This is a genomic window from Exiguobacterium sp. s194, from assembly GCF_018618275.1.
GTDB lineage: Bacteria > Bacillota > Bacilli > Exiguobacteriales > Exiguobacteriaceae > Exiguobacterium > Exiguobacterium chiriqhucha.
In genome coordinates this window covers 78,900-95,009 of sequence record NZ_JACSLT010000007.1, presented here as the reverse complement: position 1 = coordinate 95,009, position 16,110 = coordinate 78,900, and the positions used below count along the sequence as shown (strand labels likewise).

Sequence of the window (16,110 nt, the reverse complement as noted above, 5' to 3'; positions counted from 1 at the left end):
AATGAGAAAGAATGTCACGGTCGCATTGTTATTGGCGACTTTTTTAGCGGCGATTGAAGGGACGGTCGTCTCAGTCGCGACACCGGTCATCGCGAGCGAGTTGAATGGGGCCGCCCTCGTGAGTTGGGTGTTCGCAGCCTTCCTGCTGTTCACGGCGGTGTCGACACCGATTTACGGGAAAGTGGCCGACTTGTTCGGGCGCAAGCGGGTCCTATTGTTCGGGATTGGATTGTTCACACTTGCCTCGCTCCTATGTGGCCTCGCCACATCGATGGAGCAATTGATTATCTTCCGGGCGCTCCAAGGGCTTGGCGCCGGGGCGGTATTGCCGATTTCAATGACCATCATCGGCGACTTGTACAAGTATGAGGAGCGCGGCAAGATTCAAGGCATCTTGAGCGCGGTCTGGGGTGTCTCGGGCGTGCTCGGGCCGGTCATCGGCGGGTTCTTGGTCGAGACGTTGTCTTGGCGCTACGTCTTCTTGCTGAACGTCCCGTTCGCACTGTTATCATTCATCATGATCATTGTCTTCTATAAAGAGACGGTGACGGAGACGACGGAGCGAATCGACGTCAAAGGGGCGCTGTTGTTCGCGTTCGGAACGACGGCGTTCTTATATGGATTGATCACGTTCAGCGAGACGAACGTCTGGACGCCATCGATTATCGTCAGTGCCGTGTTCAGTGTCGTGCTGCTCACTAGTTTCTTTTTATCGGAACGGCGTGCGAAAACACCGTTGTTGCCGCTCGATCTGTTGAAACAACCGATTATCGCGTCCATCAATGGTGCCGTCTTCTTCGCAGCATGGGTGCTCGTCTCGATGTCGGCCTATATCCCGATCTGGGCCCAGGCCGTCCTTGGTAAATCGGCGACGGAAGCCGGCTTCATGCTGATGCCGCTCTCGGTCGCTTGGACGTTCACGTCGATTATCGGCGGCCGTACACTTGGCGCGGCCTCGCCACGACGTCGGGCCGTGACGGGAATGAGTCTCTTGTTGATTGGGACAATCATCTTGACGTTGCTCACGCAATCGAGCCCAGACCTGTTCGTCTACCTCGCTGTCGCCATTATCGGCGTCGGGTTCGGCTTGTCGCAACCGATGTTCATCGTCGTCTTACAGACGGTCGTGTCGTATCGTCAACGGGGGACCGCGACAGCGGCGAACTCATTCTTGAGCACTGTCGGTCAGACGCTCGGTGTCGCCGTGTTCGGTGCCGTGTTCAACTTCATCGTCCTGAGCGGCTTCCGTGAGGAGGCTGGGTTAAGCGGTGTGTCACTCGAATCGTTCTTCAATCGGAGTATGACCGAGGCGCTAAACGCGACCGTCCGGCTCCAAGGCGAGCAACTCATCGCCAGCGGATTGAACACCGTCTTCATCGGCGCAGCCTTCGCCGCGTTCATCGCGCTCTTGATTGCGCTGCGATTACCGGTTAGCCCACCGGAACCTTCACGTGACAACTAAAGACACGGTATGATGGTGAAAAGGAGGCGATCACGTTGAAACGATGGATGTTCATCTTGTCGCTCGTATTTGTTGCCGGTTGTGCCTCGGAATCGACCGAGACGCCGGAACCTGAACAGGCACCAGTCGAGGAGTCGACCGAAGAAGCACCGTCTGACACGGCACCAGAGCCGGAAGCAACCGAGCCAGAAGGCGACGTGTCGACCGGTGCAACTGAATCGATCGTCGAGCAGTTAGAGGCGCCGTGGTCAATCGCACGAACCGATGATGGATGGCTCATCTCGGAACGCGGCGGCACGATTGCCGTCATCGATGCAGCCGGGAATCTCGACCGACAACCGGTCATCTTGGAAGAAGACGTGCTTGAAATCGGGGAAGGCGGTCTGCTCGGAATCGCCTTGACCGAAGATTTTGCGACGTCACGCCAACTGTACGCCTATCATACGTACGGGACGCCTGGAAACGTCCAGAACCGGGTCGTCGAGTTGACGTGGGATGGCAATCAGTTTGAAGAGACGGGCGTCGTGCTCGATGAGATTCCAGGGGCCCAGTTCCATAACGGCGGACGGTTGTTGCTCGATGGTGACGTGCTTTGGGTCACGACCGGAGATGCCCTCGTGCCGGAACTGGCGCCAGACGAGACATCGATTGCCGGAAAAGTGTTACGGGTGCCGTTATCGGGAGCGGGCAATCCGACCGATTGGATTTATTCGTCCGGCCACCGCAATCCTCAAGGCTTGGCGAAGGTCGAAGATACGCTCTATGCGAGTGAACATGGGGCGTCCGGTCACGATGAAGTGAATATCCTTGATGAGGGGAACAATTATGGCTGGCCGCTCATCGAGGCGGAGCAGACGCAAGATGGTCTTGAAACACCATGGTTCGAGGTCGGGGAGACGTCGTGGGCACCGTCGGGAATCGTTGCCGATGACCGGTACGTGTATATGGCGACGCTTCGTGGAAATCGTCTCGTCGCCATCGATCGGGAATCACGTGAGGTCATCCCGCTCGTCGAGGATAAAGGTCGCATCCGTGACGTCTGGTTGGAGGACGAAGGACTTTACTTTATCACGAACAATACGGACGGACGTGGCAACCCTCAAAGTGGGGATGATCAACTGATGCGACTACCCCTTAAATAGAAACTGACGAAATTGTCAGTTTCTATTTTTTATGGATTCTTCAACCTTAAATCTTGTATAATGGTTCTCATATGGAAAATGAAGGGGATTATTGCATGAATCAATCAGATATTAAACAATCAGAAGTGGTACTACCGGACAAGAAACCATCCGGCAAGAAACCATCCAATCAGATACAAGCGAGCATGGTACATAAGAACGAAACCTTGTATTTTGGCCTGCTCGTCGCCGCTAGCGTGTTGTCGGTGATACTAGGAATCATCTTCACTATTGCCTCACTCGGCATCTTTTTATGGGTGATGGGAACGATTATAACCCTGTCTCTATTCACGCACTGGCTTCAAATCGGATATATTCGCACGAACGGCGTCAAAGTGACCGAACGTCAATTCGCCGACCTGTATCAGACGTATCAGCGTGTCGGACAAGAAATGGGAATTCGCTTACTCCCGGATGTGTACATTCTTCAAGCCGGAGGCGTCTTGAACGCTTTCGCGACCCGTTTCTTCCAAAAGAATATGGTCATCCTGTATTCGGATGTCGTCGAGTTGTCACGTGAAGGGTACGCCAAAGAAGTCGAGTTTGTGATCGCGCACGAGTTGGCACATATTCGCCGTAACCATGTCCAGAAACAATGGGCGATGCTGCTCGGCGGTTGGATTCCGTTTTTAGGATCGGCTTATTCGCGTGCATGTGAGTTTACGTGTGACCGCATGGCCGCCCACCATATTCAAGACGAGACGGCATCAAAACGCGCCCTCACGATTCTTGCCATCGGTGGGAAGTTGGCGAAGGAAGTGAGCGAGTTTGACTACTTATATGAGGCGAGCCGTGAGAACGGATTTATCGCCAAATTGAGCGAGCTGTTATCGACGCATCCGCCGCTCCCGAAACGGATTGCAGCCATTGCGACGAACGCCGGTGAAGCGAACGTTCCGGTCTTCAAGACGGCAGGGTATGTCAAAGGGTCGATTATCGGGACGATTGTGTTGAGCGTCATTGTCAACGTAGCCATCGTCGCCTGGCTGTTCACGAGCGGTGGGTTTACAAGCTTCGCTTCATCACCGTTCAGTGAAGGGTTTGCTGGTGATATGACTGAAGAACCGCTTCAGCAGTTGGTTTATGACAATGCAGGTGCGGACGCGATTCGAGAGGAATTGGCGAACGGCGCGGACGTTAACATGCAAGACAGTTATGGTGATACTCCGCTCCATAACTTGCTGTATAACGATGGACTGGACTACGATTCATTAGTATTGCTGCTCGAAAGCGGAGCCGATGTCACAATCGAGAATGACGATGGGATGACACCAGTCGATGTGGCGAAAGATTGGAGTCACGAATTTGGGATTGTAGAATTGCTACGTTCTTATGAATGAACAACTGGCTCGTCTCTCGAGAAACTGGGAGACGAGTTTTTTTCATGACAGTATTGCAAACGCTTGCATATGCCGTGATATAATGACAGCGAGGAGGCGATACGTGGATGAGCATTCGGACGAAGCTGACGGGAATGATCGCATTGACGATTATCGTTCCCGTCATTTTGGCGACGATCATTTCCTTTTGGTACGTCAAAGACCGGGAGCGGGAACGGGGGCTTCAGCTCACGGAATGGTCGCTTGAGCGAGGCACACTACAGATGGAACGGTATGTCTCGGACTTGAGCCGCTTGCCGACCAGTCTGTATGCGAATCGGGATGTGCTCGATATTCTCGAGTACGGCCCGGGACTGTCGCTCGAACAGACTGAACTCGAGGTACGACGGGCGCTGCTCGGGATGTACTTATCCCGTGAGGATGTGGCCCAAATCCAGCTGCTCATGCTTGAGGATATGGATTCGTTCGCCGCCTATAAGATGAAAGTGTCCCCGCGCTCGAAACGGCAGCCAAGTGAGATTCAGCAACAGCTATTGAAGTATGAGGAGAGCCGCGTCCTGCTCGAGGCTTCGCATCCGCTCGTGCCGTATCATGATTTCGGTCCGCTCGTCTCAGAAGAAGAAGTCGTGACGCTCCATTTCCGACTCGACAAAATCGAGACGGATCAGCCGCTCGCGATTTTGTCAATCGATATCCCGGAGGACGTCTTCATCGGTCAGCTCGCCTCGCTACAAAACAACCCGAGCGAGAGCCTCTGGTTCGTCGGGGGCGGCAATCAAGTGTTCGCGCAGCTCGGGGATGGTGAAATTCCTCAAAATGGTTCGACGAACTCGCTATCGAGCGATGGCAAGCATCACCGCATCGTCAAATCGTTCGAGTTTGAGAACCAGACGTTCTACGTCGGAAAATCGATACCGGATCGCCTGTTGACCGAGCCGGCGTCACGGACGTCATTCATCATCTTTGTCGTCGGGATGGTGTCGCTCATATTGGCGTTGATTGGGGCGACATACGCTTCGATGCGTTTGACGACTCCAATCAAGACGCTCACCTCGAACATTTGGCGAATCGAACAAGGGGACATGACCGTTTCATTCGATTCCCTCGGAAATGATGAGTTCGGCGTACTTGGACGGCAGTTCAAGCGGATGATTGAACGAATCGATGATTTGATTCAACGAGAGTACCGGTTGGCGCTCGAGAATCGGACGAATGAGCTGAGGGCACTCCAAGCTCAGACGAACCCACATTTCCTGTTCAACGCCTTGCAATCGATTGGGACGCTCGCGTTGAAAGGTGACGGCAAGACGGTGTACCGTCTCATCACACAGCTCTCCTCGATGATGCGCTATACGATGCATCCTGACGAGTCGCTCGTGACGCTCAAACGGGAAGTCGATCACCTCACGTCTTATATTCGCCTGCAACAAGTCCGATTCCCGGAGCAATTCAAGATCGAAATCGATGTGCCGGAGCCGCTCCTCGATTTGATTGTGCCAAAGATGATTTTACAGCCGCTCGCCGAGAACTTTTTCAAACACGGGTTCGAGCGCGATGGCGCGACAGCGGCCAATCGTTTCTCGGTCCGAATCAATCAAGAGGGACCGAATCTCGTGATTCACTGCGAGAATAGCGGACGCGATATCTCGGACGAGGAGTTGACGGTATTGAAAGAACGGATTGAGGTATCGACCGAGCCATTGAATGGGGCGGAAGGTACCGGTTTAAAGAACATTCGGGATCGACTCATGTTAAACTATAATCGGGAGGCTCAGTTTATGTTGGCTACACCAGAGACAGGCGGATTTCGTATCGTCATGCGTTTCCCGGCCGTAAAGGAGGCGGATGCGTCATGACGAAAGTGTTGATCGTGGATGATGAGTCGCCGGTGCGGGAAGCGGTGAAACTGCTTGGGGAGTGGGGTCGGCTCGGCGTCACGAAAGTGATTGAGGCGCAAGACGGGGAAGAAGCGAAACGGATCATCGTCAAAGAACGGCCGGCGTTGATTTTATCGGACCTGCAAATGCCTCGATGTAACGGCATCGAGTTGATGGAGTGGGTCCATACGGAGGCGGAGGCGGCCAAACTGATCGTCTTGACGGGGTATGACGAATACTCGTACATGCGGCGCGCGATTCAGCTCGGCAGTTTCGACTACTTGTTGAAACCGATTGATCCGGACGTCTTGAACGAGACGCTCGCACGTGCCCTCGCCGACGTCATTCCTGACGAGGACGATCCGATTCTACAGATTGGCGCATTCATCGAACGCCATTATGCGGAAGAACTCAGCTTACAAGGGATGAGCGAGCGCTTTTACTTGAGCCGCGAATACATATCGCGTCGCTTCAAACAGCAGTACGGCGTCAACTTATCCGAATACTTGCTGTCAATCCGGATGCTCGAGGCGAAACGTCTCCTTGAGACGAGTAGACAACGTATTTATGAAGTCGCCCAAGCGGTCGGCTTTTCGGACGACAAGTATTTCCGAAAAGTCTTCAAAAAACAGATTGGCATCACCCCGAATGAATATCGGGAGCAGTGCCAGCGACTATCTTGAAGGAGGAATTTAATCATGAGTGTACACATTGGGGCAGAAGTAGGACAAATCGCAGAAACGGTATTATTGCCAGGAGATCCGCTCCGTGCGAAATATATCGCGGAGACGTTCCTCGAAGACGTCGAGTTATACAACGAAGTCCGTGGTATGTATGGCTTCACAGGAACGTATAAAGGGAAACGCATTTCCGTGCAAGGAACTGGGATGGGAGTTCCATCGATGTCGATTTACGTGAACGAATTGATTATGTCATACGGCGCTAAAAACTTGATTCGTGTCGGTACGGCCGGCGGGATTCAAGAAGACGTCAAAGTACGCGACGTCGTCATCGCGATGAGCGCCTCGAGTGAGATGGGGCAAAACCGGGTTCGTTTCGACGGTATGGACTATGCACCGACAGCGACGTTCGACCTCCTACATCGTGCGTATATGAATGCTGAAAAAGCTGGTATTCCGGTCAAAGTCGGGCAAATTTTCACAGCCGACCAGTTCTATCAGGATGATTTCCACCATTTCAAGAAGTGGGCCGATTTCGGTTGCCTCGCCATCGAGATGGAAGCGGCAGGTCTTTACACGCTCGCTGCGAAACATAAAGTGAACGCATTGACGATCCTTACGATCTCGGATCACTTGTTGACAGGTGAAGAGACGACATCGGAAGAACGTCAGTCGACATTTGACGAGATGATCCGTGTCGCACTCGACACAGCGGTCGAAGTCACAAACTAATGAGCACGCCTTACAGACCACTGGTTTGTAAGGCGTTTTTGTGTCCGCGCGCCTTCCCATGTATACAAAGTGAAACCGGCAAGCTAGACTGAAGCTGAAACGAACAGTTCCCGTAGCGGGCTGAATCAAGGAGTTGTGACCATGAATAAAGCGTCCGCTTTTGTTATTTATAGTATCGTCTTTTTTGCCTTCTTTGATTTATTCGCCCAACTTCCGGTCATGAGCACGTTTGCGACATCGGTTGGTGCGACACCTTTCATCGCAGGGCTCGTCATCGCCATCTACTCGTTGTCGAATACGTTGGGCAACATTTTATCCGGCATTTGGACCGACCGGATTGGTCCGATCGTCATCTTGCTCGTTGGTCTTGCGCTGTCGAGCCTCAGTCTCTTGTCGTATCATCTCGTCGACACAGCGACGACGCTATTAATTGTCCGGATCGTGCACGGCTTTGTAGCGGGTTTGATTGTCCCAGCCGCGTTCACGTTGTCCGCCAATCTGACCGCCGCGAACCGACAAGGTAAAAAAGTGGCATTGACCGGCAGTTTTGTTGGTTTGGCAGCCATCGTCGGTCCGGCGTTCAGCGGCATCATGGCCAGCCAGACGACCGTGCCGATCGTCTTCACATACGTCGCGCTGTTCGGGGTAGCCGTCGCGCTCCTCGCACTCGTCTTTTTGCGCCCGTCGAAGTTAACACTTGAACCTTCCCATCGTACAGATGAAGGGACGTCGCGCCTGGAACGAGACGTAGTGAAAGCGTATATCGGCGCCTTCCTCTTGATGTTCTCGCAAGGGGCAATCGCGTACTTGCTTCCCCTTTACGTGCAGGCGCTCGGGTATGACTCTCGTCTGAGCGGGACATTGCTCAGCACGTTCGGTATCATGGCGGTGCTCGTGTTTGTGTTGCCGATGAATCGCCTGTTCGACCAAATCGAACCAGCGAAGCTCGCGGCACTCGGTGTCGGCATTCTCGGTGTGAGCCAACTGTTGATTGGCCGATCAGAGACGTCGCTCCTCTTGTACGCTGTCCTCGCCTTGTATGGCGTCGGGTTCGCTATCTTATTCCCAGCCATCAATACGATGTTGATTAAAGCGACGAATCAGGCCAATCGTGGTAAGTCGTACGGCTATTTTTATGCGTTCTTCTCGCTCGGGACAGTGACGGGCTCGGCATTGTTAGGCTGGCTCTCGATTACGCTGACACAAAAATTCGCGCTGACGGGTGGCATCCTGCTCGTCGCCGGTTTGATATTTGTCGTCATGCAACAAACGAAGAAACGGGACGTGCCTGTCAGATAGGACGGACGCATATCGAAGGTTCAAAATGGTCGCTGACCGAGTGAAGATGATAAGATGAAGCTAGCGTTATCATCCAAGGGAGGCAGATTTATGCTCGCACCAATCGAACAGTTGACCATTGAAGAGCTCATTCGTAAACAGCGTCGCTTCTTTCGGACGCAAGCGACCAAGTCGCTCGCATTCCGTCTCAGCATGTTGACGTTTTTAAAAGAGTCAATCAAGCATCATGAAGCAGAGATTCTTCAAGCGTTGGAGCAGGATTTGAACAAATCAGAACTCGACGCGTTCACGACGGAGATCGGTTTCGTCTATGACGAAATCACACGGACGACACGTGAGTTGAAGCGTTGGATGCGCCCGAAACGTGTCCGAGGCGCTTCAATCCATCTCGGGACGCAAAGTGAGGTCATGTATGAACCTTACGGAACGGTACTCGTGATCGCTCCGTGGAACTATCCGTTTCAATTGGCGATGGCGCCACTCATCGGAGCGATTGCCGCAGGCAACACGGCTGTCGTGAAACCTTCGGAATTGACACCGAACGTCGCCCAAATGATCACGAAAGTGCTCGAACGGGCGTTCACCGACCGCTACGTCGTCAGCGTCGAAGGAGATAAGGACGTTGCGACCGAGTTGCTTGCCCAGAAATGGGACCATATCTTCTTCACAGGGTCGACGCCAGTCGGGAAAATCGTCATGGAGGCGGCGGCGAAGCACTTGACGCCCGTCACGCTCGAACTTGGTGGGAAATCACCGGCAATCGTCCATGAAGATGCCAATATCGAGATTGCAGCCAAGCGCATCGCCTGGGGCAAATGGATGAATGCCGGGCAGACATGCGTCGCTCCAGATTACGTCCTTGTCCACGAATCTAAACGAGAGGCATTCCTCGAGGCCATCAAACGGGAGGCGTTCACGATGTTCGGAAACGGCGTCGGGACGAAACGGTTCACACGAATCGTCAATGAGACCCACTTCGACCGCTTGACCGCATATTTGACAGAAGGAGACATTTTCTTTGGTGGCCAGACGGACCGGGACGAATTGAAGATTGCCCCGACCGTGTTGACGGATATCGAAGAGGACGCGAACGTGATGAAAGATGAGATTTTCGGACCGATTCTACCAGTCCTCACGTACCGCCAACTCGACGAAGTGATTGAGTTTGTGTCATCGCGTCCGCATCCGCTCGCGCTCTATTTGTTCACCGAGACGAAAGCCGTGGAGCAGACCGTGATGAAACACCTCACGTTCGGTGGAGGCTGTGTCAATGACGTGCTCATGCATTTGACGAACCCGAACCTGCCGTTCGGCGGCGTCGGCGAGAGCGGGATGGGCTCGTACCATGGACGTTACAGTTTTGAGACGTTTAGTCACGCCAAATCGATTTTACGAAACACGACGAAATTTGATTTACCGATTCGTTATCCGAACTTCAAAGCGGCCGAGAAGTTGATTCGACTCGTCTACCGTTGACCAGACTAGACTGCAGGGAGCCTGCAGTCTTTTTTTGTGGGCAAAGAATAAGAAGATTGTTTGAAATGTCACATACTTTTATGAAACTAGCTACATACCTCTTGTATAATATAGCCATACACATGACGTACGAGACTTAATCAGATATACGATTAGTGGAGGGAGCAGATAACATGACTATGAAATGCGGAACGACCAAACCGAACAGCTTTGTCTTTTCGCAAGAGACGAAACAGCTCTTGCTCGAGATGATGACGTTTCAAGATCATTCGAAAGGGAGCATCGTTTGTTGGGAAGGCGAGAAGTGCAACAAGTTCTTTTATTTGAAGAGCGGTTCCGTCAAATTCACGAAGCTGACGAAAAAAGGGAGCGCACTCATCATGTTCATCTATGGGGCGGACGACTTCTTCGGGGAGTTCGATATCGACGAGGTGTTCCCGAGTTCGTATAGCATCGAGACGACTTCGGACAGTGTCATCGGTTGGATTTCGAAGCAAGAGATGGATGAACTCGTTCGGCGCGATGCGCAGTTGGCCACTGAAGTATTGCGGTGGACGTCGATGATGCGCAAGCAGTCCGAGATGAAACTCCGTGACTTGCTGCTATATGGGAAACCGGGTGCCCTCGCCTCCACGTTATTACGCATGGCGGCGATGGACGGCGTCGAGTCAGCAGAAGGGATCGTCGTGCCGAAACATCCGTCAGACGGGGAGCTCGGTCAGCTGATTGGCGCACCTCGCGAGACGGTGAATCGGATGATGAACCAGTGGCGGAAGGAAGGCATGTTGACGACGACGGGGACAGAGATGATTTTGCATGACATCGATTTCTTGAAAGAGCTATGTTACTGCGAAGGCTGTCCCGCCGGTATCTGTCGGCTTTAATCTTTCAAGAGGGCTGAAACATTTCACCTTGTCAAAGCGCGTGAAACCGAACAGGTGGTTGACTCGATTCGTATCGGGACAATCGCCTTTTTTGTATGCCTTTATACCAAATGTGAACTTTATGTGTGGAAACTACGCAAAATTGATGTGATTGTCACTTTTGGAGTGATAAATGTCACATATTAATTCCCATCCCATTTCATACAATAAAAGTGGAAATCACAGGGAAAGGGGTCCTTCACGTGGAGAAAAACGATGGACAAGAACCGAACTTAAAAGGCACGTTCACATCGGTCATGATTGTCGCGGGCGTCATCATTGCCATGTGGTCGTCAGTGTTTTACCTATTTATGACGCGATAACGAGCAGGAGGAGAGCAACATATGCATATTCATAAACTTGAAAAATATTGGCTTGTATTCGGCATCATTTTATTAGGTGTGTTTTTAACCGTGCTTGGTATCTCTGCCTTTGCGGCAGGAAATCAACCGGCTTCGGACGCGGATTTGATCGATCCGGCGAAAGTGCATCAAACCGCACCGTTCGACAAACCGGGACTTCATAAAATTGACGACAACGAATATGAACTTGTCATGGTCGCGCAAGCGTTCACGTTCACGCCGGGCAACGTCGAGATTCCAAAAGGGGCGAAAGTCACGTTTCTCGTCACGTCACCGGACGTCGTTCACGGTTTCCAGTTGACGGGCACACCGGTCAATATGATGGTCGTACCTGGTCATATCAACTCGCTCACGTATACGTTCGATGAGGCGGGCGAATTTTTAATCCTTTGTAACGAATATTGTGGTACCGGACATCACATGATGTCGACAAAAATTAAGGTGGTGGACTAAATGAATGACGTAGCCTCAAAACTAAAGCAGTGGGAAATGGAACGCGGCGTACCGGTACCGAGTATCGGTGTCAAAGAAGCACGCCTCGCCTATGCCCACGTCGTCATCTCGGTCCTCGCTGTCTTAATCGGTGGACTAGCCGGCCTCATGCAGACGCTCATCCGGACCGGTGTCATCCCGGAAGTGTTCGGCTATTATCAACTGTTGACTGCACACGGCATCATGCTCGGTCTCGTTTTCACGACAATGTTCATCATCGGTCTGCTTTACGCGCTCCTCGCCAAGTCGTTCGGACGCTTTGAGTCGTTCCCAACGAGGGTCGCTTGGCTCGGGTTTTGGATGATTATCGCCGGTGCCGTGCTCGTCACGATCATGGTGCTCGCCAATAAAGCGACCGTCTTGTATACGTTCTACGCACCTCTCATGGCCGACCCAGTGTTTTATATCGGTCTCGTCTTGTTCGTCGTCGGTACGTGGTTATCGGCGTTCGCCATGTTCCGGATGTATGCGGACTATAAACGAGAAAATCCGGGCGTTCATCCGCCGCTTCCAGCGTATATGAGTATCATGACGATGCTCTTGTGGGTCATCGCCACGCTCGGTGTCGCCGGAACGATTTTATTCCAACTGCTCCCGCTCTCGCTCGGTTGGAAAGATACGGTCGGAATCGAGTTGTCACGGACGCTGTTCTGGTATTTCGGTCATCCGCTCGTCTATTTCTGGCTCATGCCGGCCTATATCGTCTGGTATACGGTCGTGCCAAAAGTCATCGGCGGAAAGATTTTCTCCGATGCGCTCGCCCGGATGGCGTTCCTGTTGTTCCTGTTATTCTCGTTCCCGGTCGGATTCCACCACCAGTTGACGGAACCAGGGATTGAACCGTTCTGGAAGTTCGTTCAAGTCATCTTGACGTTCCTCGTCGTCATCCCGTCGTTTATGACGGCGTTCTCGCTGTTTGCGACGTTCGAGCTGCGAGGCCGCGCACTCGGAGCTCGTGGTCTATTTGGTTGGGTCAAGAAGATGCCATATGGGGATGTCCGTTTCCTCGCTCCGTTTGTCGGCATGTTGTTCTTCATTCCGGCCGGAGCCGGCGGGATCATCAACGCATCGCACCAATTGAACGCGATGGTCCACAACACACTTTGGGTCACAGGTCATTTCCATATCACGGTCGGAACGGCCGTCGCCTTGACGTTCTTCGGAACGGCATATTGGCTCGTGCCGGTATTGCGCGGCCGTATCCTAACGAAAAAGATGAATCGAATCGGATTAATTCAAGCAGGCACGTGGGCGTTCGGAATGTCGATCATGTCTTACGCAATGCACATCTCAGGACTGCAAGGTAATCCGCGTCGGACCGGTCCGGCAACGTACTTCTCGGATGCGCTTACGCGCGAATGGATTCCATACCACATCGCCATGGCGATTGGCGGGACGATCCTCTTGATCTCGGTCCTCATCTTCGTCTATTCAATGTTCAACTTGTCGTTCCTCGCTCCGAAAGGAGAAGAGGAGTTCCCGCTCGCCGAGACCGAAGAGGCGGCGATGGAGACACCGCGTTTCTTCGAGAACTGGAAGCTTTGGATTACGGTCACGTTCGTTTTAATTGCCTTCGCCTATACGATTCCGATTTGGCACTTGATTGAGAGTGCGCCGCCGGGAGCGAAAGGTTGGGTGCTCTGGTAAACTGAAGTCAGCCTCGCTAGCGGGGCTGACTTTTTCATGTGGGGAGATGGAAAGATGGAGCTACTTCGTGCAGATATTCACCGTGAATATGTTAGACGCGAGCCGGATCGGCCGTTCCTCGTCGCGATCGACGGGTTGAGCGGGGCAGGGAAGACGACGATGGTCGAACAACTACGCGGGATTGCAACGAATGAAATGGTGTTACATATCGACGACTTTATCGTCGAGCGGCACCGACGTTACGCGACGGGACAGTCAGAGGCGATGGAATATTATGCGCTCCAATGGGACGTCGAGTTGCTCGTGGAGACCTTGTTCAAACCGCTTCGGGAAGGGCAGACGAATTTGACGTTGCCGTATTATGAGCGAGACCAGGACGCGGTCAACATGCGAACAATTGAGATTGCTCCGAACACACTTGTCTTGATCGAAGGGATCTTCTTATTGCGGGACGAGTGGCGTCCTTATTTTGACTACATCGTCTATCTCGACTGTCCGCGGGAAGTCCGGTATGAACGGGTCTTGAATCGTGATACGTATATCGGCGACTTGTCGGAGCGGCTTGCTAAGTACGAACGCCGGTATTGGCCGGGAGAAGCGCATTACATCAAAACGATCAACCCGCAAGCCCAGGCCAATCAAATCGTTTCATCTAGTTGACGCATCCATTTATAGGGGATGCGTTTTTGTTTTGGAAAAAACTGTTGACTCGGTTAGTGTACTATGGTGATAATACAGTTAGATAGTGTATTAGTCGCATCATACACTTAGAGAGGTGACAACATGATCATACAATTCAACACGAGAGCCCCGGTTTACATTCAAGTCGTCGATTACTTCAAAAAGAAGATGGCGCTTGGCGAACTGCAGGCGGGCGAAGAGATGCCGTCGCGACGTGAGCTCGCGACCGAACTGAAAATCAATCCGAACACCGTCCAAAAGGCGTTCAAAGAGATGGAGGAACAACAATTGATTACGACCGAACGGAACCGTCCGAGCCGCGTGACGACCGATGAACATGTATTGAAACGCATCCGCACGGAACTCGTCGATGAGGCAGTCGCTGTCTTTGTCGAATCGATTCAAGAACTTGACGTCACGATGGATGAGCTCGTCGATAAAATCAAACGGCAATACGGGGAGGGGAATATTCATGATCGAAGTACTGGGAGTTAAGAAGCGTTACCGCAAAAAACAAGTCATCGAAGAGGTGTCGTTCACGGCCCAAAAAGGGGAAATCACATGCTTGATCGGGTTGAACGGTACCGGGAAATCGACGATTTTAAAAGGCATCATGGGACTGACGCCGTTCGACCAGGGGACGGTGCTTGTCGACGGCAAACCGATCGATTTGAATCGTGTCGCGTTCGTACCGGACCATTCGACGTTCCCCATCCATTTCACCATTGAACAGTGCGAGGCGTTCATGCGCGACTTTTATCCAAAGTTCGACCCGAAATTGTTTGCCCGTCTTGTCGATGAGTTCAAGCTGTTCCCAGAGGACAAGTTGAATGAGCTGTCGAAAGGGACGCTCGCCAAAGTGAATTTGGCGCTCGGGATTGCCCAAGATCCGGACTATCTATTGCTCGACGAACCGTTCTCGGGCATCGACGTGTTCTCGAAAGAACAAATTGTCGAGTTGTTCTCGAGTGACATTATGGAAGACCGCGGCGTCTTGATTACGACGCACGAGATTGAAGACATCGAATACTTGGTCGACAAGGCCGTCATGTTGAACCGCGGCCGGATCGTTCGCGAGTTCGACGTCGAGGACGTCCGCTTCATTCATGGGAAGTCGATTGTCGATGTCATGAGAGAGGAGTATGGCGCATGAATTTGTTGAAACTACTCGGATGGGAAGTCGAGCGGTTGACGAAACCGTATCTCATCTTGATCACGTTACTCGTCGTCACCCAGTTCGCCTGGCTCGGCGTCTTCCTATGGAGCGAGACGAATATGTATGAAGAAATGCGTCGTGCTGGAACGCCGGATTACACTTTGACGTTCGGGAATTATCTTGGTGGCACACCGTTCATCTTGTCGATTGGGGTTGCTGTCACGGCGATGGTATTCTTCAGTTTTTGGATTTGGTACCGTGACTTCCAAGGCCGTGGGACGTTCATGATGCGCCTATTGCTCATGCCGCAACAACGGATGCTCGTCTTCGGTGCGAAGCTAGTGACGATGATGTTGATGATCCTTGGCTTGTTCTCCGTCCAGTGGATTGCGCTCAAACTCCAGTACATAGCGTTTTCGAGTTGGTTGGACTCGCAAATGATTCCGATGAGTGGCTCCTTCGAACAGGCCATCGGCTACGATGGGGCGCTTTCGGTCATGTTCCCGGCGTCACTGTTCAACTTCTTTGTCCATCAAGTATTAATTGCCCTCGCCGTCTTATTCATCTTCGCATTTGTGTTGATTGAACGGAGCCTGTGGCAACGGACGGTGTGGGCGCCGTTCCTCGCCTTATTGATGATTGGGGTTGTCGTAGTTGTGCCGATGATTGGATTCTTTATCATTGAGAACTATCTGTTCATGGAAGAGACGCTGGCCGTCTTCACTCTTATTTTAGTGATTTGGTTTATTGGGGTCGTTTGGATTGGACATCGTCAGTTGACGAAGAAATTAAGTGTGTGAGG

General features: G+C 52.3%; 16 protein-coding genes. All 16 read left to right on the top strand.

Going from position 1 to position 16,110, the window contains the following annotated elements; genetic code table 11:
- The first annotated feature begins 1 nt into the window (after position 1).
- The 16 genes from KNP85_RS10230 to KNP85_RS10155 all read left to right on the top strand — a co-directional run bounded on the left by KNP85_RS10230 (position 2) and on the right by KNP85_RS10155 (position 16,108).
- Positions 2 to 1,462, top strand: coding sequence for an MDR family MFS transporter (locus KNP85_RS10230; RefSeq protein WP_029596060.1), 1,461 nt, complete (start codon positions 2 to 4; stop codon positions 1,460 to 1,462).
- Between the two features lie 35 nt (positions 1,463 to 1,497).
- Positions 1,498 to 2,604 carry a PQQ-dependent sugar dehydrogenase gene (locus KNP85_RS10225; RefSeq protein ID WP_251128739.1) on the top strand — a complete coding sequence of 369 codons (1,107 nt, stop codon included), beginning with the start codon at positions 1,498 to 1,500 and terminating at the stop codon, positions 2,602 to 2,604.
- Positions 2,605 to 2,699: 95 nt separating this feature from the next.
- Positions 2,700 to 3,983 carry a M48 family metallopeptidase gene (locus tag KNP85_RS10220; RefSeq protein ID WP_214802917.1) on the top strand — a complete coding sequence of 428 codons (1,284 nt, stop codon included), beginning with the start codon at positions 2,700 to 2,702 and terminating at the stop codon, positions 3,981 to 3,983.
- Positions 3,984 to 4,090: 107 nt separating this feature from the next.
- Complete coding sequence (locus tag KNP85_RS10215; protein WP_214802915.1) at positions 4,091 to 5,839, top strand: sensor histidine kinase; 1,749 nt, start codon at positions 4,091 to 4,093, stop codon at positions 5,837 to 5,839.
- Complete coding sequence (locus KNP85_RS10210; protein ID WP_214802913.1) at positions 5,836 to 6,543, top strand: response regulator transcription factor; 708 nt, start codon at positions 5,836 to 5,838, stop codon at positions 6,541 to 6,543. The genes KNP85_RS10215 and KNP85_RS10210 overlap by 4 nt, the downstream gene beginning before the upstream one ends.
- Positions 6,544 to 6,558: 15 nt before the next feature.
- Positions 6,559 to 7,272, top strand: a complete 714-nt coding sequence (gene deoD, locus KNP85_RS10205; RefSeq protein WP_214802912.1) for a purine-nucleoside phosphorylase — start codon at positions 6,559 to 6,561, stop codon at positions 7,270 to 7,272.
- 141 nt (positions 7,273 to 7,413) lie between these two features.
- The gene (locus tag KNP85_RS10200) at positions 7,414 to 8,571 is read left to right on the top strand and encodes an MFS transporter (RefSeq protein WP_214802910.1); all 1,158 of its coding nucleotides are present in this window, start codon (positions 7,414 to 7,416) and stop codon (positions 8,569 to 8,571) included.
- Between the two features lie 90 nt (positions 8,572 to 8,661).
- A complete protein-coding gene (locus KNP85_RS10195; RefSeq protein ID WP_021067819.1) occupies positions 8,662 to 10,047 on the top strand; it encodes an aldehyde dehydrogenase in 1,386 nt (461 codons plus the stop codon).
- 173 nt (positions 10,048 to 10,220) lie between these two features.
- Positions 10,221 to 10,931, top strand: coding sequence for a Crp/Fnr family transcriptional regulator (locus KNP85_RS10190; protein ID WP_021067818.1), 711 nt, complete (start codon positions 10,221 to 10,223; stop codon positions 10,929 to 10,931).
- Between the two features lie 242 nt (positions 10,932 to 11,173).
- Entirely contained in the window at positions 11,174 to 11,293 is a 120-nt protein-coding gene (locus KNP85_RS10185) for a hypothetical protein (RefSeq protein ID WP_021067817.1), read from the top strand.
- 21 nt (positions 11,294 to 11,314) lie between these two features.
- Entirely contained in the window at positions 11,315 to 11,785 is a 471-nt protein-coding gene (locus tag KNP85_RS10180) for a cytochrome c oxidase subunit II (protein WP_021067816.1), read from the top strand.
- Complete coding sequence (locus KNP85_RS10175; RefSeq protein ID WP_035385689.1) at positions 11,786 to 13,471, top strand: b(o/a)3-type cytochrome-c oxidase subunit 1; 1,686 nt, start codon at positions 11,786 to 11,788, stop codon at positions 13,469 to 13,471. It begins immediately after the preceding gene.
- Between the two features lie 54 nt (positions 13,472 to 13,525).
- On the top strand, positions 13,526 to 14,131 hold the full coding sequence (locus KNP85_RS10170; protein ID WP_214802908.1) for a kinase: 606 nt from the start codon (positions 13,526 to 13,528) through the stop codon (positions 14,129 to 14,131).
- Between the two features lie 123 nt (positions 14,132 to 14,254).
- Positions 14,255 to 14,647 carry a GntR family transcriptional regulator gene (locus tag KNP85_RS10165; RefSeq protein ID WP_029596052.1) on the top strand — a complete coding sequence of 131 codons (393 nt, stop codon included), beginning with the start codon at positions 14,255 to 14,257 and terminating at the stop codon, positions 14,645 to 14,647.
- Positions 14,625 to 15,305, top strand: a complete 681-nt coding sequence (locus KNP85_RS10160; protein ID WP_021067812.1) for an ABC transporter ATP-binding protein — start codon at positions 14,625 to 14,627, stop codon at positions 15,303 to 15,305. Before KNP85_RS10165 ends, KNP85_RS10160 begins: the two co-directional genes overlap by 23 nt.
- Positions 15,302 to 16,108 (top strand): hypothetical protein, encoded by an 807-nt coding sequence (locus KNP85_RS10155; RefSeq protein WP_214802906.1) that lies wholly within the window; start codon positions 15,302 to 15,304, stop codon positions 16,106 to 16,108. The genes KNP85_RS10160 and KNP85_RS10155 overlap by 4 nt, the downstream gene beginning before the upstream one ends.
- Positions 16,109 to 16,110 lie beyond the last annotated feature (2 nt).

What these genes read in the sequence shown, in the direction of transcription:
- KNP85_RS10230 (WP_029596060.1), top strand. Translation starts at nt 2, where the DNA reads ATGAGAAAGAATGTCACGGTCGCATTGTTATTGGCGACTTTTTTAGCG.
- KNP85_RS10160 (WP_021067812.1), top strand. Translation starts at nt 14,625, where the DNA reads ATGATCGAAGTACTGGGAGTTAAGAAGCGTTACCGCAAAAAACAAGTC.
- deoD (WP_214802912.1), top strand. Translation starts at nt 6,559, where the DNA reads ATGAGTGTACACATTGGGGCAGAAGTAGGACAAATCGCAGAAACGGTA.
- KNP85_RS10180 (WP_021067816.1), top strand. Translation starts at nt 11,315, where the DNA reads ATGCATATTCATAAACTTGAAAAATATTGGCTTGTATTCGGCATCATT.
- KNP85_RS10215 (WP_214802915.1), top strand. Translation starts at nt 4,091, where the DNA reads ATGAGCATTCGGACGAAGCTGACGGGAATGATCGCATTGACGATTATC.
- KNP85_RS10200 (WP_214802910.1), top strand. Translation starts at nt 7,414, where the DNA reads ATGAATAAAGCGTCCGCTTTTGTTATTTATAGTATCGTCTTTTTTGCC.
- KNP85_RS10155 (WP_214802906.1), top strand. Translation starts at nt 15,302, where the DNA reads ATGAATTTGTTGAAACTACTCGGATGGGAAGTCGAGCGGTTGACGAAA.
- KNP85_RS10170 (WP_214802908.1), top strand. Translation starts at nt 13,526, where the DNA reads ATGGAGCTACTTCGTGCAGATATTCACCGTGAATATGTTAGACGCGAG.
- KNP85_RS10175 (WP_035385689.1), top strand. Translation starts at nt 11,786, where the DNA reads ATGAATGACGTAGCCTCAAAACTAAAGCAGTGGGAAATGGAACGCGGC.
- KNP85_RS10195 (WP_021067819.1), top strand. Translation starts at nt 8,662, where the DNA reads ATGCTCGCACCAATCGAACAGTTGACCATTGAAGAGCTCATTCGTAAA.
- KNP85_RS10165 (WP_029596052.1), top strand. Translation starts at nt 14,255, where the DNA reads ATGATCATACAATTCAACACGAGAGCCCCGGTTTACATTCAAGTCGTC.
- KNP85_RS10220 (WP_214802917.1), top strand. Translation starts at nt 2,700, where the DNA reads ATGAATCAATCAGATATTAAACAATCAGAAGTGGTACTACCGGACAAG.
- KNP85_RS10210 (WP_214802913.1), top strand. Translation starts at nt 5,836, where the DNA reads ATGACGAAAGTGTTGATCGTGGATGATGAGTCGCCGGTGCGGGAAGCG.
- KNP85_RS10190 (WP_021067818.1), top strand. Translation starts at nt 10,221, where the DNA reads ATGACTATGAAATGCGGAACGACCAAACCGAACAGCTTTGTCTTTTCG.